Source organism: Bacteroidia bacterium, from assembly GCA_041391665.1.
In the GTDB taxonomy this organism is placed as follows: Bacteria; Bacteroidota; Bacteroidia; order J057; family J057; genus JAGQVA01.
The window spans coordinates 1660926-1682008 of record JAWKNO010000001.1 but is presented as its reverse complement, the minus strand read 5'-3'; the positions used below and the strand labels follow the sequence as shown (position 1 = coordinate 1682008).

Below are 21083 nucleotides of genomic sequence, written 5' to 3'. Positions count from 1 at the left end.
TGTTAAAGTTGAATATTCAAACCTGCGGTAACCGACTTCATCAAAGGCCCATTGTTTCCGGGGTCTCTTCCGCCTACACCAAATTCGGGATCCCAACCATTCCATTCCGTCCAGGTCATGAGGTTTTTACCACTTATATAAATCCTCACACTTTTCATTTTTAGCGGGTTGAGGAACGCATCTGGCAGATCATAAGAAAGGGAAACATCCTGCAAACGGATGAAGCTTGTGCTTTGATAAAACCTGTACCCAAGGGGATTGCGATAGTTGATCGCAGCATTTGTATTGATTGGGTTTTCGGGTGTCCAGTAGGGAACATCAAGTACATTGGCAAGATCATAGAAGTTGGTACCCGGATTAATACTTGAATTTGGGCTAAAACCTCCCTGGCGCATATTAAACAAAATCATCAGCGAGAAACCTCTGTAAGAGAAGCTATTTGTAATGCCTGCAAGAAAATTTGCCTGGCTGGTATTTACGATGGTTCTGTCTGCCGGTGTGATAAGTCCATCTTCATTCAGGTCTTTAAATTTTACATGACCGGGTTTTGCACCGGGTATTAAGGATAAATCATCTCCATCCTGAAAAATACCATCAAATACATAATCAAAATTGGAACCCAAAGGATAACCGATAAACCAGTTACTGGCAATATCATCATCTTCCACGCCATCTTCATTCAGGTCATTGCCGGTCAGCTTTACGATCTTATTCCTATTGAGGGAAAAGGCAACACTTGTGCTCCACCGGAAATCATTCTTTTGAATATTGACAGTGGTAAGGGAGAGCTCAAGTCCCCTGTTTTCGGTTTCTCCGATATTTCTCAGAAAAGTTTCAAACCCGGAGGTGTTAGGAATCCGTTGTGTCAGCAGCAGATCTTTGGTATGACTCTGATAATATTCAACAGATGCCATGATGCGGCTTGAAAAAACTGCGATATCTGCGCCAATATTTGCACTGGTAGTTGTTTCCCATCCCAGATTAGGATTGCCGAGTGAAGAACTATAAAGACCGACAGAAGGTGCATTATTGTCTCCGAATACATAATAGGTCTGACTGACATTACTCAAAGAAGAGTATCGGCTCACACCCTGATTTCCATTTTTACCCCACGAAGCGCGGATCTTCAGGTTATTGATTTGCTCTATATCGGCCAGAAAATCTTCCTCTGAAATATTCCAGCTCAGACCCACAGCTGGAAATACCCCATACTTTCTGCCAGGCCCAAAAGCAGAATAACCATCACGGCGCACGGTGAAGTCCACTATATATTTTCCTTTGTAACGATAACCCAGTCGTCCCATAGTCGACACCTGCTGGCTTTCTCCAGCACCTGTTGAGATGGCAAAATTTTCGCCGATTTCCAGGGCATTGTAACCCAATGCATCATTGAAAATATTGTTACTGCTTAAAGAAGAGCTTTCATCCTTAAAGATATAGGAACCATACAGGAATGTGGCATTAAAAGCATGATGCAGGCCAAACACCTTGTCATACCGCACAATGTTTTCCAGTGTTACGTTTTGCGATTCATAATTATACTTACTTCCACTTCCCAGGTTAAAAAATTGTTCGCGGTTAAATGAAGGTCTGTAATTGTACAGTTTTTCATTCCTTTGGGTATAACCCAGATTTAACCGATAAGACAACCCCGATATAGGCAATTGAATCTCAGTATAAGTATTGGTAAAAAGGGTTTTGGAAATGTTTAAGTTTTCGTTGAGCAAAGTACTGGAAAGCGGATTATTTACCAGCCCGATATCCATTGGCAAAGGGCGGGGCACCCCATCGTCGTAGTACAAATTACCGTATGGGCTCAGATAAGTTGCATGTAACAAACTAGCTCTGTTTCCAGATAAATCATTTACATTATAGCCGCTATTGGTTCCGATTTTCAGCCAGTCTGTAATGTTCATTTCCAGATTGATCCGCCCTGCAACACGACTAAAATTGTCGCCTTGAACCGGAGATTTTGCTGTGGTATAGGAACCGGAATAGTAGTAGGTAACTTTTTCGGTACGTCCGGATACGCTTAACTCATTGCTCGAAATAGGTGCTCTCCTTTTGATTGCCTCAAATGGGTCAATACTGATACCTGCAGCAATATTGGCTTCCTCCAATGCCTGAAAAGGCAAAGGTCCGTTGTCTGCCAGCTCCGCATCTTTCCTCACGGCCAGGTATTGTTCGGCATCCAGATAATCGGGTGTATGGGCGTAATCCGACAACCCATAATAGCTGTTAAGGGAAATGGTAGGTTTGGTTGTTGTACCTTTTTTGGTAGTGATAAGGATAACGCCATTTGCAGCCTGAGAACCAAAAATGGCAGAAGAGCTCGCATCTTTCAGAATATCAATCGACTCAATATCATTGGGATTGATATCCGACAAACGACCACCGGCATAAATAATTCCATCCAACACAATCAGTGGATTGTTGTTGGCTGAGATAGAGTTTCTGCCTCTGATCAGAATGGAAGCATCTGACCCCGGACGACCGTTGTCAATCACGGTTACTCCTGCTACTGTACCCCGGAGACTTTGTACAGGATTTGCATTGGGTTGCAAACGGGTTTTCTCCAGATCTACCCGGGCCACTGCTCCTGTAAGATCTTTTTTTCTTGCCGAACCATATCCAACCAAGACCACTTCATCCAATGAACTGCCTGATTCCGCCATGACAACATCTATGGTATTTCGCCCGGCAATTTGTACCTCCTGAGTTGTATAACCAATATAGGAAATCACCAGCGTGGTAACAGTTTCGGGAACTGTCAGTTGGAAACGGCCCGCATCGTCAGTAAGTGTTCCCTGCCGGGTGTCTTTTGCAATCACAGTTGCACCGGCCAATGGTTCTCCTGCCTCATTGGTAATCGTACCATTTACAGAAATCTCTATTCGAAGTTTAATTGCAGATGATGCAACAGATTTCAGTTGATTTACTGCGCTCACTTTTTGGGGTTGAAGGCTGAGATTCCCACCTTGTTCGAGCTTTTGGATCTTGTCGATGTACTTGCTGATTTTTTTGAAGGATTTTTTCCCGGATTCACTTTTCTCGTAAATCACATAGTACTTGTCGCCAAATGACTCATAGCCAAAATTGATCGGACTTAGCAAACGTTTAATGGCCGACTCAAGATTTTCAGTGGCAGAAAATTCGAAGTCAACCCTGATCGTTTCAAGAGATTTGGAGTCGTAGGAAAAGAGAACCTCATATCTTTCCGAAAAATCTTTCAGAATTTCGACAAGCGGTCGCTCCTGAAAAGGTGTTTCGTCATTGGCTGAAGCCGGAAGGATTATGCTCCCCCACAACAACAAGACCAACACACTACACCTAAAAAGTTGGTAGTAACTAGTTAAGTTCATAGATTCGCATTTTATATTTGAACAACTTTAGCCGGAGCAATTTCGCAGATTGATCCGGTTTTCTTTATCTGACCATTAGCTGGTCATCTTCCAATCGTATCTCAACTCCCAATAGCTTTTCGAGTATCGGGATGGCGAGTTCTATTCTATCCATAGGTATGGCGATTGTTTTCCGAACGTTGAGCAATGCAGGATTGTTGACATTTACCTCATAGCCATAAATCTCTTCCATCTTGGCAAATATTTCCGCTACGGTTTTGTCCTTTAGGATTAATGCCCCATCCTTCCAGGCTATGTGCAATTCCGAAGAAGATTTTTTGAATTCTGTAATCGCCTTTTTAGGGGAAGAATAGGAAATAAATTCGCCCGGGGCCAGCAGTTGTTCTTCAGATCCCATTTCCAGCCTTACTTTTCCTTCCTGCAAAAAAACTTCTGTCTGGTCTCCCCTGCTCAAAACATTAAAAGAAGTGCCTAACACCTCAACCGCAAGGTCATCTGTAAAAACCGTAAATTTTGCCCTCCTGGAGTCCTTGACCACTGAAAAAAATGCTTCGCCTTTCAGCCATACTTTACGATCTGATCCCGGGGTCCATTCGCTGGCAAAACTGATCTCTGAATGTGCGTTAAGGTTTACTTCCGATCCATCCGGCAAGGAAAATTTCTTCCACTCTCCATAGCCGGTTGCGATTTTTTCCATGCCCTGCCCCCAGTTCCCCAACCACATCCATGAGAAAAAACCCAGCAACAACACAACAGATGCGGCAAGTGTCAATCGCTTCAGGAAAATACGACGCTGCATCTTTACAATTACGGCATCCTGCTGATGGCTTACCTCAAGTTTCAGGCTTTCTATAAATATTTGATTCAGTGGCTTGTTCGCCATGTCATCAGGCTGAAAATATTGTTTCATTTCCAACAATAACAACCTGGCCTGGTCAGCGATAACTTTCTGATCCGGATAATGACTAAAAACAGCCTGCCACCGCTCATTTTCTTCAAGTTCTGCTAAAGCAACCCAGTGTCGAAAATCCTGATCTTCGAGATAATCTTCCACTGAATAGGAGGCATATTTTTCGACATCCATGGGTGAAGTTTAAGGGTGTTTATTAGGTAGATGAGAAAATCAGCGAATTTCTAACCCTCTGGAAGAGAAAAAATATTAAAAAATGTTTCGGATATGAGGCCGGGCAGGTTTATTTCCGTAAATAAAGCCGCTTTTCAGGGAAAGGGCCGGAAGAAGCCAAACGGGAAAAGCAAAAGAATGGAAAGGTTTGCCAGGTGTTTTTTCAGGTTTTTCATGGCACGTGAAACATAATTGTAAACAACCTGATCGCTCACGGAAAGAATATCAGCAATTTCCTGATAGGACTTATCTTCAAAATAGCGCAGATATAATACTTCCCTTTGATATGGCGGCAGTTTTTCCAGTTCTTGTCTGATAAGATCACTCCGGGAAGCCACCTCTTCTTTTTGAATAAGATCCTGTTCAGGAGAATGCCCCACATTCTCGCGCAGGGGAGTTGTGAGATTGTTGTATCGCTCAAATGAAGCTTGTGCGTTTTTGTCTGCACTCAGTCTGGCCTGAATATTTCGGCGAATGGACTGAAACATATAAGACTCCAGGTTTTGGATTTTACCAGCTTTGTTATGGTTTTGCGCCAGCCAGATGAAAAATTCCTGAATCACATCCTCTGTTTCATGCTGATACTGCGACCCTGCCACCTGAATACCGTAGTAGAGAAGCCTGTGAAAATAATTGCGATAAATCAGCTCAATCGCCTCCGGGTCACCCGCAGCCAACCTTGTAGCGAGTTGATCGATATCGGTTTTCTCACCTTGATATGTTATTTTTCGCTTCAACTTTGTATGTAGTCCCGGATATAAGTATAATCCTTTGCGAGTATCCTGTGCGTTTTACGAAAGTATAATTTTTTTTTCGGAATTATATCTAATGTCGATCCTGAGCCCCTTAACCTACACCCCTATGAAAAAAATATCCGCTGTTCTGATTTTATTATTTTATTTTTTGGCTGGTTTCTCCCAAATCCTGCCACCGCCCACAGACCTTACCTGCGAACTCCTCAGAGCCCCTGAAGCAGCGGTAGTTACTGATCCTTCACCAGAATTTGGGTGGGTGTTTCCTCAAACTGGTGGAAAACAATCGGCTTACCACATCCTTGTGGCTTCTTCGCCATTTTTACTTCAGGAAGGCAAAGCAGACCTGTGGGACAGCGGGAAAAAGGAGGATTCGCGCTCGGTCAATATTTCCTATGGAGGCAAACCACTGACTTCCTTCAGCAACTACTGGTGGCAGGTAAAAGTATGGGCTTCCGACGGACAGGAAAGTGTTTACAGCATGCCTCAGGCATTCCACACAGGAAACTTCGACCGCTCCGGACTCGACTACCCGGGGCAAAGCAACTGGGTCGAACTGGGAACCGGCAATTGGGTATCTGAAGACCGGCAATGTGCCTCCTTCTACCGGTTTGACCCGGTATATATACAAACTCCCACCCCGGGAACTTATCTCGCAGGGTTCGAAAAATCTGCCATCGGCATCCTCGAATTTACCGCTACGACATCGGAAGACCATACTCCCATCACTGTCCATCTGGGCGAAAGAAAATATGAAAACTTTTCCGTACATAAAGACCCGGGAAAATCCAATATCGGCTATGAAAAGGTGGAAATGACGCTCAAAAAAGGGACCCACCACTATGTACTCCGGCTTGCACAAAGACCTCCCTCACGGTATCTACACACCCAAAAACTCGCGCCTCATTACCCCGAAGTATTGCCTTTCCGGTATGTCGAAATAACGGGTAAGGCCCATACTTATCAGATCAGCCACATGCAGCAGGCTGCACTGTTTTATTATTTTGACGACCAGGCTGCCAGTTTTTCCTGTTCAGACACGAACCTCAATGAAGTCTGGAACCTGTGTAAATACACCCTGAAAGCTACGCCATTCCTGGGAGTATATGCCGATGGCAACCGGGAACGTATGCCCTATGAAGCCGACGCATACATTCAGCAATTGGGACACTATACAGTGGATCGCGAATATTCTATCGGAAAATATACCGTCAACTTCCTGCTCGACCATGCCTCCTGGCCGACAGAGTGGCAAATGCATACGATATTGATGGCGTGGGAAGACTATATGCAAACCGGCGACGCCGATCTCCTCCACAACCGCTACGAAGACCTGAAAAGAAAATCGCTGATTGACCTGGCAGAACCCAACGGACTAATCAGCACCCTAAAAGGAAAAAAGACGCAGGCATTTCTCACCAGCCTCAGGTTTCCCGGCCCGGTGGAGCAGTTCAGGGATATTGTCGACTGGCCGCAAGGCCCTAAACCCGGGCAGGCGCCGCCCCCCAATGCGAGTCCGAAACCCGGAGGAGAAACAGACGGCTATGTTTATAACGATTTTAATACCGTCGTAAATGCCTTTCATTACCGCTCGCTGGTATTGATGGAGCGGATTGCAACAGTAACAGGCCATGCGGCAGATCAGAAATTTTTTTCAGATAGGGCGGCACTGCATCAGGAGAGCTTTATGAAGACCTTTTTCGACAAAAAAAGAGGCATATTCAAAGACGGAGAATCTACTGACCACGCCAGCCTCCACGCCAATATGTTTGCGCTGGCTTTTGGGCTGGTTCCGGAAAAGCACCTGCCCAGCGTAGCCACATTTGTCAAAAGCCGCGGAATGGCATGCAGTGTCTATGGCGCACAACACCTGCTTGATGCACTTTATCAGGCAGGCGAAGCTGACTATGCGCTGTCGCTCATGACAGCAGACAGCCTGCGGAGCTGGCGCAATATGATCCGGGTAGGGTCCTCCATGACCACAGAGGCCTGGGACGAATATTTTAAACCCAACCTCACCTGGAATCATGCATGGGGTGCTGCTCCCGCCAACATCACCGCCCGCAAACTGATGGGTATCGAGCCATTGGAACCTGCATTCCGCAGGTTTCGCATCAGTCCGCAGCCCGGAAGTCTTGAACACGCAGCGATCAAGATGCCCTGCATCCGAGGGAGTATTGGTTGCGAGATCAGCCAGAGCAGAGATGGATGGAGAATGAATGTTTCCATCCCGGGCAATGCAGAAGCGGAAATCTGGCTGCCGGCAGAATTTACCTCAGTCCACATTGACGGACAGCCCGCTTCGCTACTCCGCACCGAAAATTTTGCTGGCGGAAAACGACAGGTATTCGAATTGGGCAGTGGAGTTTTTGAGATTGTGGCGAAGCGGTGAGCCTGAAAAAAAAGGCCACGAATGTCTCGAATGATCACAAATCGGGAGGCTTATGTTTGGGCGACTTTTTGAAAGGCCACGAATGTCTCGAATGAACACAAATCTGGATGCTTAAAATTATTCGTCTTCCATTCGTGCATTCGTGGTAATACCTACTTTGCCCTTTGTTGAAAGGCCACGAATTTCCGATACGGATCTTCGACTCGAATTTCCACAAATCAGGATGCCTACAATTATTCGTCTTCCATTCGTGCATTCGTGGTAATACCTACTTTGCCATTTGGTGAAAGGCCACGAATTTCCGATACAGATCTTCGACGCGAATGGACACAAATCTGGATGCTTATGTTTAGGCGACTTTTTGAAAGGCCACGAATGTCTCGAATGAACACAAATCTGGATGCTTAAAATTATTCGTCTTTCATTCGTGCATTCGTGGTAATACCTACTTTGCCCTTTGTTGAAAAGCCACGAATGTCCGATACGGATCTTCGACGCGAATGGCCGCAAATCTGGATGCCTAAAATTATTCGTCTTTTATTCGTGCATTCGTGGTTTTTTATTATTTTCGATGGCAACGCAACCTTAAAGCACAATATCATGGAAAATATCCTTTTCAAACAGGAGAGTTTTGAAATTATTGGTAAGTGTATGGAAGTACACAATTACCTCGGCTCTGGTTTTCTGGAAATAGTCTACAAAGACGCATTGGAATATGAATTCCGAAAAGCAGGAATTCCCTTTGAACGGGAAAAACAGTATTGTATCAATTACAAAGGAATTGTTCTTCACCATAAATTTTTTGCGGACTTTGTCGTTTTCGACAAAATCATCCTCGAAGTTAAAGCGGTCTCTTACATCGCAGATGTATTTACAGCGCAGGCAATAAACTACCTGAAAGCTTCAGCAAATACATTGGCACTAATTGTAAACTTCGGCGAACAAAAACTGAATTATAGGCGGATAATAAGAGGCCACGAATAACGCGAATGAACACAAATCGGGAGGCTTATATTTAGGCGACTTTTTGAAAGGCCACGAATTTCCGATACGGATCTTCGACGCGAATTTCCACAAATCAGGATGCCTACAATTATTCGTCTTCCATTCGTGCATTCGTGGTTATACCTACTTTGCCCTTTGTTGAAAGGCCAAGAATTTCCGATACGGATCTTCGACGCGAATTTCCACAAATCAGGATGCCTAAGTTTATTGGTCTTTTATTCGGGTGCCTGGCTGCCGGGCTGATGGTTTTTCTTAGCCTATTTTGAAAAGCTGAGGCCTGGGATTGTGGCAAGAAGGAAACAAAAACTGCCATAAGTTAGTAGTCAGAATGGGTGTCTTTTATAAATAATTATCCCCTCATGACAAAAAGCTGGGTAAAAATTTCTGAAGGAAAATATACGCTGACCTCTCAGGATAAAGAGATTGGAAAACTGGAAATAAAAGGCAACGCTGCCACAGTTACCATTGGTCGCAAACAATACTTCATCTCCCGTACTGGTTTCTGGAAAAATCGTCTGGAAATACGCGACGAAAACCGCCAGATTATCATCAAAACCTACCCAAAAAGGTGGTATTCCAATGCCTCTGTCCTCGAATACAACAATCTTAAGTACACGCTGGTAATCCGAAACAACCCTTTGGCGGAATACGCCATTACCTATCAGGGCAAAGACATTCTTGCCTACGGCCTCGAAACACGCAAAGGTTATACTTCCACCAAAATCACAAATACAGACCCGCAGAGTGAGTGGTTGTTTGACTTTCTGCTTTGGTACTTATTTGTATCTATCGCTGAGGATATCACAGGAGAAGATGTAACGCTGGTGCTATAGGTGTTTTATTGGTTCATCCACCCTTTGGCTGAGACTTTGTAAATCCTGCTCATGCCGTTTTCGTACTTGTTGAGTTCCTTGCCGAGTTGGTCGATCGTTTCAAACTGGGCTGCTGCTGCCGGAGTACTTCTTCTGCTGGTGAAATACAGTAGTTGGTTTTTGTGATCGAGATAGGGACAATAGTCCATGTATTTTGAATTGACACCTTCGCCCAGGTTACGGGCTTTTGTCCATTGGTGGTCTTTGCCGCGATAACTGATATATAGATCTCCGCTGCCCAGTCCGCCGGGCCGGTTGTAGCCGCTGAAAATCAGGTACGACTCATCGGGCGCGACGTAGGCATTAAACTCATACCCGGCAGAGTTGATAGAATCAGACAAAGATAAAGGCTGTGTATAGCCACCGTTTTTCCATTCGCTGAAAAAAATATCGTCCTCCCCTTTGGTTCCCGCCCTGTTGCTGGTAAAATAGAGATTGTTGCTGAGGGTAATGGCGGGATAAAACTCATCAGAAGTAGTATTGATCGCTGATCCCAGATTGGTCGGGCTGCTCCATGCAGAAGTGAGGGTTTTGCGGGAAACGAACCAGATATCGTAATCTTTAGGTTTGTCTGCGCTATCGGGCAACGGGCGGTTGGAAGCAAAATAAAGCCGCAATCCATCGGGCGAGAGGAAAGGTTCCAGGTCGTGGTATTTGCCCGAAAAGGAGGCGATTTCCGGCTTTTGCCATTTGCCTTTTTTAGTTTTGAGGCAGGCGATGACCGATATATCTCCCGCCAGGCTTTGCAGCGAGACATACGCCTCATTTCCACTGGCCGAAAGATTAAAGTCGCGCACATTGGGCCAGGATGAGAGCACCTCAAGGGCGGGGGTTACAGCGGGCTGGGAAAAAACCTGAAAAAAAATAAGACAAAAAAATGATAATGTGAAGGTAGATTTGATCATAGGATAAACTTTCCGGCTGTCTTTTATAAATACTAGCTAATTATTCGCCTGATCTCATTCTGAGTTAATCCTGTCAGTTTTGATAGTATATCAACCGACAACCCCTCACGATGACCGCGCTTAATTGTTTCTATTTTCTCTTCAACTTTTCCTTCCTCTTTTGCCAGATCCAATGAGTTTTTAAGATCTCTGTAATATTTTAAACTGTCTTCATAGGATAATAACTCTTCGCGGGTGAATTTCGCAATCTCGGCTACTTCAAATAGCCGTTCAAATATTTTTTCTCTTAACTTTTCCGGTATCCGATCTAAACGATTAAGGTTTTTCAATACATACAGCCACTTCTCAAACCTTGTCTCCAACTCCTCCACCTCTTTCCGGAATTTGGGCATTTCGAGGTAAATGAATGTGAGTTTATCGTAAAAAACTTTACAGGTCTCGATGTCTGTTAATTTTACATCGTAGCGATATTTTTCTTTGTCAGTTTTGTCTTCCTCAAATACAAAATCCAGAATGGCAATAGTATAAATTGCCTTTAATTCATAATTCCAGTCTGCCTGGCGGGCTTGCTCTCGGATGGGGAAAGTAGAATAGTAAAGCGTTCGGTCCTTAAAAAAATTCTGCTTAGATTTTTGTAATTCGACGATAAATTTTTCGCCATGTTCATTCTCACAATACAGGTCAAATATAGCCTTCCGGTCAGAGTCTCCGGTTCCAAGTTGTTCAGTTTTCAAATAAGTTAAATCCTTGATTTCCCCTTCTCGCTCTCTCAGCAATTCATTCAGGAAATCTAATAACAAGTCTTTGTTTGGTTCTTCTCCAAACAGTTTCTTGAATCCAAAGTCCGTAAATGGATTGAGGTATTTTTCTCTGATTTCGCTCATTTCTAAAACTTCTCCCTACAAATATAAGCGATTTTAGCCTTCATTTCTTGCTTTTTTATTTGGGAATGGTTGTAAAATATGCACGTCCAATCACTTTTTTGCAGCTTCCACCAATTGCTGGAAAGGCCCGACATGCTGCGTGATAGTGAGCGGGTCGATATCCCAATTTATTTTTATGAATTTTTAAATAGCTTTTGCCAACTTGTACGCATCTCATTAAGACTCTATGAATGGCAGTGTTATCACAACCAAATCCTTGTATCAAATCTATATGTTTATCATTATGGATTGGGAAAAGAAAAATCTTCTTACCAGTTTTAACGCTTCTTTATGACTCAGCCCCTCATACAAAAAATCAACGCGCAGATACCGGTTCACAGCTTGTGGGATGGGTTCTGGATCAGGGATTTTGATAAGGGCACACTTACGCTCAGCGCGAGTTTTGACCGTACCTCTTACCGCAATTTTGATATTGTCTTTGAAGAGGTGGAGTTTTTTAATCTGCCCGAATCTTTTCTCGATACGGATATCTACGGAGATGATCTCCTGCACATGGCCTCTATGGACGAAATCCGCGCCATAGACCCGGGCTTCACCTTCAATGCCTGGCATGTTTTTGCCATCGAACTGACCTATCATAGGCACCCTTCAGGAGAGCGCAACACTTACCGCTTCCACATAGCAGCCGAACACGCCTACGTCCAAAAATGTGAAGGAACACACTGTACACCGGATTCTTATTATACCGACCCGCTGAAAGACCAGCCTTTTCCGTGTTTTGCGAACAGAGTGCCGCTGCTGAAATGAAAATCGGAATTGAATCCTGTCGGGATAAACACAAAGCGCATATGCGCAGACAGTAAGGCAGGGCGCAGACCCAGATTCCGGAGGAATCGAATGTTAATGTAATATGCGAAAAATTCCCACATCATCCCGGCAGATGATTCCAACTTCGCACCTGACCATTGATACAATCATTCACAAAAATCCCTGCAGATTGAAAATCCGATTTTCAATCTGCGGGAAATTTTCCCATTAAACGCAAACCAGCCTCCCTGCGGAGGCTGGCGTCACGGCGCGAAATGGCGGGTAATTACACGCGGCCATCGTCGCTTACTTCCCGCCGGTACTTTTCTGGATATAGGTTCCTACGGCGGTCGAAAGGCCGGTCAGTATATGGTCTATTCCTTCATCAGACATGGCCTGTGTTTCGGGTTTTTTCTTATTGTAGTCGCGGAAAGGCAAGCCGTCCATTCCCAGATAATACCGCGCACCTGCATAAAAAACGCCTTTGGAATAGAGTGCAGCGTCTTCTTTTCCATCCGGAAGGGCAATCGGATTGGGACCAAAAATCGCCAGGTTGAAGTTGTGCAGCATATTTTTTTCGGCGTTGGGACGGGTATGGGTAAAATACACCACAGCGACTGCGTCCACACCAAGTGCCTTGCACAGGTCATATCCGAGCGATTCGGTCATTTTGGGATCTTTGCGAAACTGCTGTACTTTGACGTCCACTACTTTGCCTTTTTTTCCGACCAGACCGGTTTTGGTATAATTGGCGTAAGGCTCGTTTTCAATATCGCAAACGGTATAACCTTCGGGATAACCGTAATACACTGACAGCGACTGGTTGCCTATATTGGTAGCAAATTCGGAGAGTTTGCTGTGCTGCACACGAAACGCCTGGTAAGCGGTGCGTTTTTCCTCTGTATCGAGAAATTCGTCGGGAGTCAACAGTTGCATTCCGTATTGTGAGAAGGTAGAACGCATACCACTGAGTCCTTTGTCGTAAAACATTGCGGCAATCTCTCCGCCGTTTCCGGCACTGCGGGTACGGGTAGTCGTGGTGGTAGTCGTGGTAAAAGCGGTAGAATAGGAGGAAGCTGTAACGCGGGTGATCCCGGGGTCAAATCCGTAAAAGGAGACTAAAGCTATGCGTTTGGGAGATTGAGTTAAGGCAGAAAGATTGGCGGAATAACCGCGTCCGTTTTTGGCTTTCCGCCCTTCTACGGGAAAATCGAGTGCGGCTTTGCCCGCTGCTGCTTTGGCATTGGGTGCAGCTTTGGGAATCTGGGTTTGGGAAAATACGAGGTTTGCGGCGCAGAGTGTCAGCACCAGCATTAGCGAGGTGATAAATGATAATTTACGCATGGGAAGTGTGAACTTTAAGGTTTAAGATTTTTCAAATGCGTGCCGGCAACTCATTTGAATAAACCAAAGTTCGGGTTTTACCTCTTCCGCGAAAATCGGGCGATCGCTGTATTTTTCTCAGGTGAATACCTTAGATTTTCACCTGTATTTCGGTTTTTGTCCCGTCTCCTACCTTTGAATGAATGTACAGCCTTGCGCCGATATGTTCGGCGCGGGTATGCATATTCACCCGCCCGAGGCTTGCAATGGTGTTTTGGGCTGGGTCAAAGCCGTTGCCATTGTCGCTCAGGGTCATGTGCAACTCATCGCCTTCGAGACTGAGCCTTGCGGCAAAAGCGGTCGCGTCTGCGTGTTTGAGGGTATTGTTGACGGTTTCCTGCGCAATGCGGAAAAAGGTAAGTTCTGTTTTTTCATCGAATCGCCTTTCGGCGAGTTCGGGGGGATGAATTTCCCACGCCAGTGTTATGCCTGCGGGTTGCAACATAGCCGACAGCATGTCTTTCAGCGCCGGAGCAAGTCCGACCTCTGCAAGTGCCCGGGGCAATAGTTGATGAGAAATGTCGCGTACTTCTGCACCTGCATCCTGCAGGGAATCACTGATACGCTGTACCAGCGTGGAAAGTGCCGCGGGCGCCTGCCCCAGGTCTGCCTGAAGGCGTTGTACCGCCAGACGCAAAGCGCCCAGTTGTTGGGCAAGGCCGTCGTGAAGTTCGGCCGCCAGTCGGCGGCGCTCGGACTCTGTTCCTTCGATCAGGGCTTCAATTCCGCGCTGCTGGGTTTCCAGCCGTGCGGCATTCAGCCGTTGGCGATGCCTTATGCGCAGGAGGAAAATACCTGCCGCAGCAATGAGTGCCAGGAACAAAACGCCTATGAGAGTTACCTGCATCTGCAATGCCTGGTTGCGGTTTTCGGCAGAAAGCAGGGTTATCTGTTGCTCTTTTCGTTCGGTCTCAAAGGTTACCTGCAACCGGGCGATTTCTTCCTGATGGGCCTGGTTCAGGATAGAATCCTGCAATTGGACGTAAGTGTTTAATGCCTGATAGGCTTTGTCGTAAGTGCCTTCCTGCTGATAGGCCTCTCCCAGCCAGCGCGAAGCATCGGCCATCTCCTTGCGGCGGCGGGAGATTCGGGCAAAATATAAGCCTTGCTCAAGGGCCGTTTTGGCTGCGGCGGTTTTGCCCTCTGCGACCAATAGACGCCCCAGGAGTACATGACTATAGGCCATTCGACCGGTGTCCTGGGTGGCTGTGCTGATTTCTACGGCTTGTCTTATGTACAGGATCGCGCTGTCTGTTGCGCCTATATTTGCATAACAATTGCCCAGCGAACCGTAAAGCGAGGCGGCTTCGGTTTTGATGCCTTCGGCTTCATACACTTCCAGGCACCGGAGCAGAAGCCGGATCATGTCGCGGTAGCGTTTTTCGGGTTCGTAGGACTTGGCTATGGAAAATAGTGTCGCCGCTTTCATCTGGGCAATATTCAGGCTGTCGGCAATGAGGTAGGCTTTTTCAGCATAAATGCGGGAGGTTTTCCAGTCCAGAATTTCGCTGTAATAGTTGGCCAGGTTGCCGTAACTTTGGCACAGGGGAATGGCTTGATTTTTCGCCTCAAACACCCGTATCGCCTGCAGTTGCAGGTCAATGGCTTCCTGTATTTCTCCCCTGCGAAACCGTATGGTGGCGATATTGGTGCGGGTGGCGGCGGCTTTTTCCAATAATCCCAGTTGTATGCGGATGTCAAGTGTTTTCTGATAGTCAGTCAATGCCTGCTCATTATTTCCAAAAACCATATACATCGCGCCCCGGTCGCTGTATGCCTGTGCCAGCCATCTCCGGTCGGCCACCCGCTCTGCGATGACAACCGCTTCATCTGCATATTTTAAGGCTTGTTCACGGTCACTGCCATAAAAGCTCCAGGTTATATCACCGAGTAGCCGCAACTGGCTGGTATCGTCTTTGGCCGTCCGGAGGGCGGCAATCAGGCTGTCGGGCTGCGCCTGCAAAGACGTGATAGAAAGACTCAGCAGAAAAACAAAACAGCGTATCATATTGGTCAGTGTTATCCTCAGATTAATCCGGCTTTAATAGCAAAACTGGTCAACAAGGCGACCTGATGAATGCCTAGTTTACGCATCAGGTTGGTGCGATGGGTATCAACGGTTTTGACGCTCAGGAATAATTCATCTGCCATTTCCTGATTGGTTTTGCCCCGGGCGATCAGTATGAGAATTTCTCTTTCACGGGCGGTAAGGGTGGAAAGTAGTGCAAAGGCGGAGTTGTCTGAAGGAGGAGATTGGGTTATGTCCTGATCAAAATATCGTTTACCCGCCGCTACGCGTCGTATGGCGTAAAGCAGGTCGTCCTGATCGGCGGTTTTGAGCAGATACCCCGCCGCCCCTGCCTGCATACAGCGCTGTACTAGTGCGGGTTCTGCGTGCATGGTGAGGATAAGCACTCCCACTTCGGGGTGGCGGCGGCTCAGTTCGGCGGTGGTTTCCAGCCCATTCATGATGGGCATGTCGAGATCCATAAGCACGACTTGAATGGAGAGCGGTATAATTTTTTCCAACACCTCCCGGCCATTGCAGGCTTCCCCGGCGACTGCGATTCCTTCGGCACCGGAAAGCAGAGCAGCCAGCCCCTGCCGGATCATCTGGTGGTCATCGGCAAGCAGGAGGCGAATACCTTTGTCAGATAAGGGTAAAATCATTTGACAAAATAGAAAAATCCATTTGTCAAATAAGGAAAAATCTTTGTCACCTCCGCGCGGGCGGCAGTGGGGGTTCTATATTTTCGTAAATAAAATAACCACGGCAGGACGTAGCAAAGAAGGAAAGGATCTCTATCTCGTGATGGTTGGACTTTGTCAGTAGTATATCACCTTCACCGCACAATCACAAGCTTAAACGTCTGGCTCTCCGCACCGGTAAAAATCCGTACGAGATACACCCCGGCGGGGAGATGGGCGGTGGAAACTTCCCATTCGTTATTTCCGGCGAATACGCCTTGTGAGGGCAGAATTTCCCCTTCTTCTCCGCCCTGCAAGTCGTGTAGCGTGGCGCGAAGGCTGGCGTGATCGTCGGGAATTCCCACCGGGGTGTAACTGATATACAGCCGGTCCGTGGCGGGATTGGGATAAAGAATGATCTCCGGCTCCGCTGGTGCTGAAAGGCGAAGCGCCGTGCCCGAGGCTACCGGCGAAACTGCCGAAGGCAAAGGACAGGTCTGAATCAGGCTGTCCCACTGCAACGGGGTAAGAAGCCCTTGCCGGTATTGTTGTTTCGCCCGGAGATGGCAAATCCAATGATCAAGGTATTCCTGCTCTTCGGGTGTCCGGTTGGGAGATTGCAGATTTTCGAGTTGTTGCAGGGCTTTGCCAGTACGTCCGGCCCATTCGTAGAGCAGGGCGCGATCAGTGGCGAGGTAAAACGCCCGAACAGAATCTCCCGCTGCCTGATGCTGAAGTCTGCGCCGGTTGACCGCCGCCCGCAGCAGGGCCAGCCGCCCGGTGAGTAACGGGGTGTGAAGGCTGGAATCTACCGGAAGGGTATCTGCCGCCATTTCGCGGGCGGTGTAATCGCGGAGTTCGAGCCAGCCGAGGTCGAGCAGGCGGCGCAGCCGGGGGTGATTGACGCCGTAGGGAAAGGCATGATCGAGGATTTCGCTCAACTGCGTCACACCCATCGCCCGGACAGCGGGCAGACTATCTGCCAGATTTGCCAGGGCCTGATTGAGGGCCAAATCGAGCCGCAGACCGGGAACATGAGGCGTCTGCATCGTTGGACAATTGGTGCAGGGTTCGGTCTCCACCATCAGCCCGGAGGGATTGCCGCCGCCACAAGGCGCAAAAACAAAGGGCTGATTGTCGGTCAGGGTAACTGCCGCTCCGCTGCCGTTGGTCAGGGTGTAGTCCAGCCCCGATACGGGCGACTGGCCGGGATTAGGGATCGGATTGCCCGGCGGGATGCGGGTGTTCCACTGGTTGCGGGTGGCGGTGATCAAAGTGATACTCCCGCTGAGAGTTCCATTTACGGCCTTGCTGCCACTGGCGGGAATCAGGTTGTTTCTTCCGTTGCTGAGATACAGGTTGCTGGCTTGAGACAACGAAATCGAAGGGGCATTGCCGGAGAGGTTCATTTTCTTTTGGGAGGAAAAATTGACCGACCCGTTGTTGACGGCGAGAATGCCGTAGCTGAAATTGTCGCGGACTTCGCCACAGGAACCCGTGACACTTCCCGTCCCGGAATAATATACCCCGCTGCCGTTGTTGTTGACCTGCGAGGTGGTGAGGGTGAGGTTGCTATTGCCGGTGAAAAAGATTCCGGCTCCGTTTGTATTCGCCTGGCTGTTGACAAAGTTCCCGCCAAAGGTATGTCCGACGCCCTGCCAGCCGGTGGTATTGTTGTACAACGCAACGTTGTTGAGGGTAAGTCCTTTGCCTTCAGAGTACAGCCCGGTGGTGCAGTCGTGAAACTGGCTGTCCCAGATCGTGGGAGAGGCTCCGTTGCTGAGGTTGTTGCGGGCACTCAGGCCGCGGATTCCCCAGGAGAATTCCAGATTTTCGAGAAACTGATTGGACTGCCCATTGGTATAGATGGTATGGTAGCGGTGGGCGGCATCGGGGGTGATGGCCGTAAAATGTGTATTAGCAAAAATCACCTGTCCGTTGCCGGTATCGAGCCAGGCACCTGCACCGAGTTCAACCTTGCCGTCGGTGATGATGGTCATGTCAATGTCATAATCAGGGTACCAGGCGGTGAAGTCCATGATTTCGAGGACTTTGTCGGTCGGCCCGGAGCCGTGGAGTTCGAGTCGCTGGCCGGTGCCGATAAGCTGGACATTGGTCGTGCCCTGCACGGCCATACCCAGGCGGATAAATCCACTGCCGGTAAAACTCAGCGAGGCATACGCCCCCAGTTCGAGGTTGCCGCGGATTTCCAGCACAGCGTTATCGCCCAGAAGTTCGATATGTGCATCGTTTTCAATGCGGAGGGTTGCCCCCGGTTCGATCACCAGCCGGGAGTTGTCGTGGATGCGGAGGGTGCTATTCACGATTAAGGTGCTGGTGTTTCCGCCCTGACTGGCGAAGCGCAGCACCCCTTGGCGGTTGCCACTGGCCGATCCGATCTCCAGCAGGCCGTTTTCGATGCTAACGGTAGCATTGGCGTCCTGGCTGCATTCGCTACTGCCCAACACCGTTACTTCAAACCTTTCATCGCTGGAAGCTTGCCCAAGCCCGGAACCCGTAACGCCTAGTTCGACCGCACGCTGTATTCCCAGCGTTCGCCCGGAGACAATACGCACATCTGAAGAAATGTAGGTGCTGGTATAGGCGATGTCACTTCGGCCAAAGTTGAAAGAAGCCAGTAATTCATCGGAACTACCGGTCACGACCGGGTCTGAGAGGGTAGCCCCGACCATTTCCCGGATAAAAAAAGGCTCATTGGACAAGGTAAACTGCGTATGTAGTTCGTTCACCTCGGGCAGCGAGGCTGTGGCATGTACGGACGTCGGTGCCGTGTAGTTTTTGAAGGGAGTCAGGGGATTGGCCGGGTTGAGAATGTTGTTGGGATTCACCGGGTAAAATAAGTCTTCATTCTCCGGGCTGTCGAGATCTAGCGCGCTGGACACTGAAACGAAATGCCAGCGATCCTGATATACCGTTCCCAGACCCTCGGTATTATCGCCCAGGTCTGCCGGGTCAAAGATACTGCCCGGTGCGGTTTCGTAGGGATCGGTGTTTGCAACCCGGATGCGTGTACTAGAGCAGTTGTGCCACAAAAGTAGGGGGAACGGCAAAAAATTATAAAATATCAGAAAATTCCCTCGGTATATCTGACTCAAAGCCGATGTTCGATCCGGAAGGCCAGAAGCCCTCGTATTAACATAGGCAGTTCCCCCAAACAAGTAGGGCCCGGCCCCAAAATTTTCACTTATGGAAATCCAGTTAATGGGATCGTTAGGTCCAAAACCAGGATCTTGCTCTTGCCCCTCTCCGGAGCCATTGGCAATCGCTACTACACGGCATTGCTGGGGGTGGCCCAGGCTGTCCAGCCATTGCAGGAAAGGGGTAGATTTTAACCATGTACTATCGGGGTAAGTAATGTCCAGTTCCCAGTTGGGATTATCCGGCCATAAGTTGGATATAGGCGTTTGCTGTAAGGGAAATTGCACCAGCATCTGCCGGGTCGCTGGGGCATAAATCGCTCCGTAAGCCTGGCTGATCTCGGGCTTATCATCCCGCAGGTAGGCACCGCCAAAGGGGCGTCGCATGTGGTATAAATGTGTGAAGGTATATAACAACCCCAACGGAATATAGCACCCCTGATGCGGCGAGTCCTGGGTGATGAAGAGCCGGGTGTCGTGATCTTCGTTGTTGTTTTCCATCGTGCGCAGGGCCACGCGAGCTACCAACCCGCCCATGCTGCGGCCCATGACTACGTTTTCCTCGGCATTGGGCTGGCTGGCTTTCTGGGCATTGACCCAGTCAATCACATCCTCCACCAGCTTGGCATTGCGCTCAATGAAATCCCCGCCATTTTCGTAGTCCACATAAACCAGGTCGTAGCCTTCTTCTTCGAGGAGGGGCTGCAAAATTACACCTGCTTGAGCATTGACATTGTTTAGAAAAGTTCTATAAGTAGCCACATTCCGCCCAATCTCCCGGTTCGGATTCAACCCTTCCACGACGATGAAGGGTTTAGTCAGGGAGCTGTGCCCGCAGCCGTAGCTGATAGACAGGGTTGCACCATCATGCTCGGTGGTAGCAGCAATGGCGACAGTTGCATCGGCTGTGTTGGCATAACGATAGGTCGCACCGGTCATTATTTCTATTTCTCCCCGACTTTCAAAGATACTGTCGTTGCTGTAATGGTAACGAAACTGAAGCAGGTAACTCCCGCTGTCGGGATAAATGGCGGAGTACGATTCCCCCGGACTTAAATGCCGAAACCCCACGCCATTCCCCGGATCAAACTCAATATCGGTCAGTGTCAGTCCGCTATTGCTGTAATACAGGCTGGCGGGAAACTGAAAAGTCAACCCGGCCTGTTCAAAACGGGTTCGCAAAGGGGCAACGGCAAAAATCCGTCCCTCCAGGTATGGGCTTTCCGGGCGACCCGGCACATCCTGAAGCTGGATACCATTGAGCGCAAGGAGTTCATCAGCCAGTGCCGTAGGTTTGATCCGGTGGTAATGCATCAAAATCGCGCCCACTGGTACGACGCCACTTGAGGCCACATCTTCTGCAGTAGCTTTATAAGCAGGCAGGTCGGGTAGCGGGCGGGCGCTGGTATCCAGCGGTGCACTGTAAAGTGAAGCATAGAGCGACAAAAAGGTGCGGTAATCCACCTGATTGCTATCTGAAAGTGTACCGTCATACCGGGTATAATCCACAAAGTGAATCGTGCGATCCATGAGCAGCCCTGTGCTGACGTCGCTGAAGTCCAGACTGCCAAACACCGAGTCAATCATGACTTCGATGGGCGGCTTACTGCTGTCCACGAGGGTGAGGATCGTTCCGTCGGGGAGGGTGTCATGGTAGGTGGTGATCTGAGCACGTAGTTGTCCCGACGCCAGCACAAAAAGTGCGGCGAGAATCATGAGATTTCGCATGGTGATAAGTTATATTAGAGGAAG

At 48.2% G+C, this 21083-nt stretch carries 13 protein-coding genes; 4 read left to right on the top strand and 9 right to left on the bottom strand.

Annotated elements, in window-relative coordinates; all coding sequences use genetic code 11:
- Window positions 1-2: 2 nt before the first annotated feature.
- From R3D00_07115 to R3D00_07105, 3 genes are all read right to left on the bottom strand, one after another.
- Complete coding sequence (locus tag R3D00_07115; GenBank protein MEZ4772934.1) at window positions 3-3362, bottom strand: SusC/RagA family TonB-linked outer membrane protein; 3360 nt, start codon at window positions 3360-3362, stop codon at window positions 3-5.
- 64 nt (window positions 3363-3426) lie between these two features.
- Complete coding sequence (locus tag R3D00_07110) at window positions 3427-4446, bottom strand: FecR domain-containing protein (protein ID MEZ4772933.1); 1020 nt, start codon at window positions 4444-4446, stop codon at window positions 3427-3429.
- A 134-nt stretch (window positions 4447-4580) separates the two neighbouring features.
- On the bottom strand, window positions 4581-5222 hold the full coding sequence (locus tag R3D00_07105) for a sigma-70 family RNA polymerase sigma factor (protein MEZ4772932.1): 642 nt from the start codon (window positions 5220-5222) through the stop codon (window positions 4581-4583).
- Window positions 5223-5346: 124 nt separating this feature from the next.
- Here R3D00_07105 and R3D00_07100 point away from each other — a divergent pair, with 124 nt between their 5' ends.
- From R3D00_07100 to R3D00_07090, 3 genes are all read left to right on the top strand, one after another.
- Entirely contained in the window at window positions 5347-7629 is a 2283-nt protein-coding gene (locus R3D00_07100; protein MEZ4772931.1) for an alpha-L-rhamnosidase C-terminal domain-containing protein, read from the top strand.
- Between the two features lie 600 nt (window positions 7630-8229).
- Complete coding sequence (locus R3D00_07095) at window positions 8230-8613, top strand: GxxExxY protein (protein MEZ4772930.1); 384 nt, start codon at window positions 8230-8232, stop codon at window positions 8611-8613.
- A gap of 380 nt (window positions 8614-8993) precedes the next feature.
- Window positions 8994-9467, top strand: a complete 474-nt coding sequence (locus R3D00_07090) for a hypothetical protein (protein MEZ4772929.1) — start codon at window positions 8994-8996, stop codon at window positions 9465-9467.
- A 5-nt stretch (window positions 9468-9472) separates the two neighbouring features.
- Here the strand turns inward: R3D00_07090 and R3D00_07085 are convergent, their stop codons facing one another.
- Both R3D00_07085 and R3D00_07080 read right to left on the bottom strand, forming a co-directional pair.
- A complete protein-coding gene (locus R3D00_07085; GenBank protein ID MEZ4772928.1) occupies window positions 9473-10411 on the bottom strand; it encodes a hypothetical protein in 939 nt (312 codons plus the stop codon).
- Window positions 10412-10443: 32 nt separating this feature from the next.
- Window positions 10444-11295: an Rpn family recombination-promoting nuclease/putative transposase gene (locus tag R3D00_07080; protein ID MEZ4772927.1), complete on the bottom strand. Its 852-nt coding sequence runs from the start codon at window positions 11293-11295 to the stop codon at window positions 10444-10446.
- Between the two features lie 330 nt (window positions 11296-11625).
- On the opposite strand from R3D00_07080, the gene R3D00_07075 reads away from it, so the two are divergent.
- A complete protein-coding gene (locus tag R3D00_07075) occupies window positions 11626-12102 on the top strand; it encodes a hypothetical protein (protein MEZ4772926.1) in 477 nt (158 codons plus the stop codon).
- A 306-nt stretch (window positions 12103-12408) separates the two neighbouring features.
- Here the strand turns inward: R3D00_07075 and R3D00_07070 are convergent, their stop codons facing one another.
- From R3D00_07070 to R3D00_07055, 4 genes are all read right to left on the bottom strand, one after another.
- Window positions 12409-13446, bottom strand: a complete 1038-nt coding sequence (locus tag R3D00_07070; GenBank protein MEZ4772925.1) for a hypothetical protein — start codon at window positions 13444-13446, stop codon at window positions 12409-12411.
- 130 nt (window positions 13447-13576) lie between these two features.
- Window positions 13577-15493, bottom strand: a complete 1917-nt coding sequence (locus R3D00_07065; GenBank protein MEZ4772924.1) for a sensor histidine kinase — start codon at window positions 15491-15493, stop codon at window positions 13577-13579.
- A 17-nt stretch (window positions 15494-15510) separates the two neighbouring features.
- Window positions 15511-16155 carry a response regulator transcription factor gene (locus R3D00_07060; GenBank protein ID MEZ4772923.1) on the bottom strand — a complete coding sequence of 215 codons (645 nt, stop codon included), beginning with the start codon at window positions 16153-16155 and terminating at the stop codon, window positions 15511-15513.
- Between the two features lie 173 nt (window positions 16156-16328).
- Window positions 16329-21059 carry a T9SS type A sorting domain-containing protein gene (locus R3D00_07055; GenBank protein ID MEZ4772922.1) on the bottom strand — a complete coding sequence of 1577 codons (4731 nt, stop codon included), beginning with the start codon at window positions 21057-21059 and terminating at the stop codon, window positions 16329-16331.
- Window positions 21060-21083 lie beyond the last annotated feature (24 nt).

Coding starts and splice junctions, on each gene's coding strand:
- R3D00_07055 (MEZ4772922.1), bottom strand. CDS start 21,059: ATGCGAAATCTCATGATTCTCGCCGCACTTTTTGTGCTGGCGTCGGGA.
- R3D00_07115 (MEZ4772934.1), bottom strand. CDS start 3,362: ATGAACTTAACTAGTTACTACCAACTTTTTAGGTGTAGTGTGTTGGTC.
- R3D00_07075 (MEZ4772926.1), top strand. CDS start 11,626: ATGACTCAGCCCCTCATACAAAAAATCAACGCGCAGATACCGGTTCAC.
- R3D00_07070 (MEZ4772925.1), bottom strand. CDS start 13,446: ATGCGTAAATTATCATTTATCACCTCGCTAATGCTGGTGCTGACACTC.
- R3D00_07080 (MEZ4772927.1), bottom strand. CDS start 11,295: ATGAGCGAAATCAGAGAAAAATACCTCAATCCATTTACGGACTTTGGA.
- R3D00_07110 (MEZ4772933.1), bottom strand. CDS start 4,446: ATGGATGTCGAAAAATATGCCTCCTATTCAGTGGAAGATTATCTCGAA.
- R3D00_07065 (MEZ4772924.1), bottom strand. CDS start 15,493: ATGATACGCTGTTTTGTTTTTCTGCTGAGTCTTTCTATCACGTCTTTG.
- R3D00_07060 (MEZ4772923.1), bottom strand. CDS start 16,155: ATGATTTTACCCTTATCTGACAAAGGTATTCGCCTCCTGCTTGCCGAT.
- R3D00_07095 (MEZ4772930.1), top strand. CDS start 8,230: ATGGAAAATATCCTTTTCAAACAGGAGAGTTTTGAAATTATTGGTAAG.
- R3D00_07090 (MEZ4772929.1), top strand. CDS start 8,994: ATGACAAAAAGCTGGGTAAAAATTTCTGAAGGAAAATATACGCTGACC.
- R3D00_07085 (MEZ4772928.1), bottom strand. CDS start 10,411: ATGATCAAATCTACCTTCACATTATCATTTTTTTGTCTTATTTTTTTT.
- R3D00_07100 (MEZ4772931.1), top strand. CDS start 5,347: ATGAAAAAAATATCCGCTGTTCTGATTTTATTATTTTATTTTTTGGCT.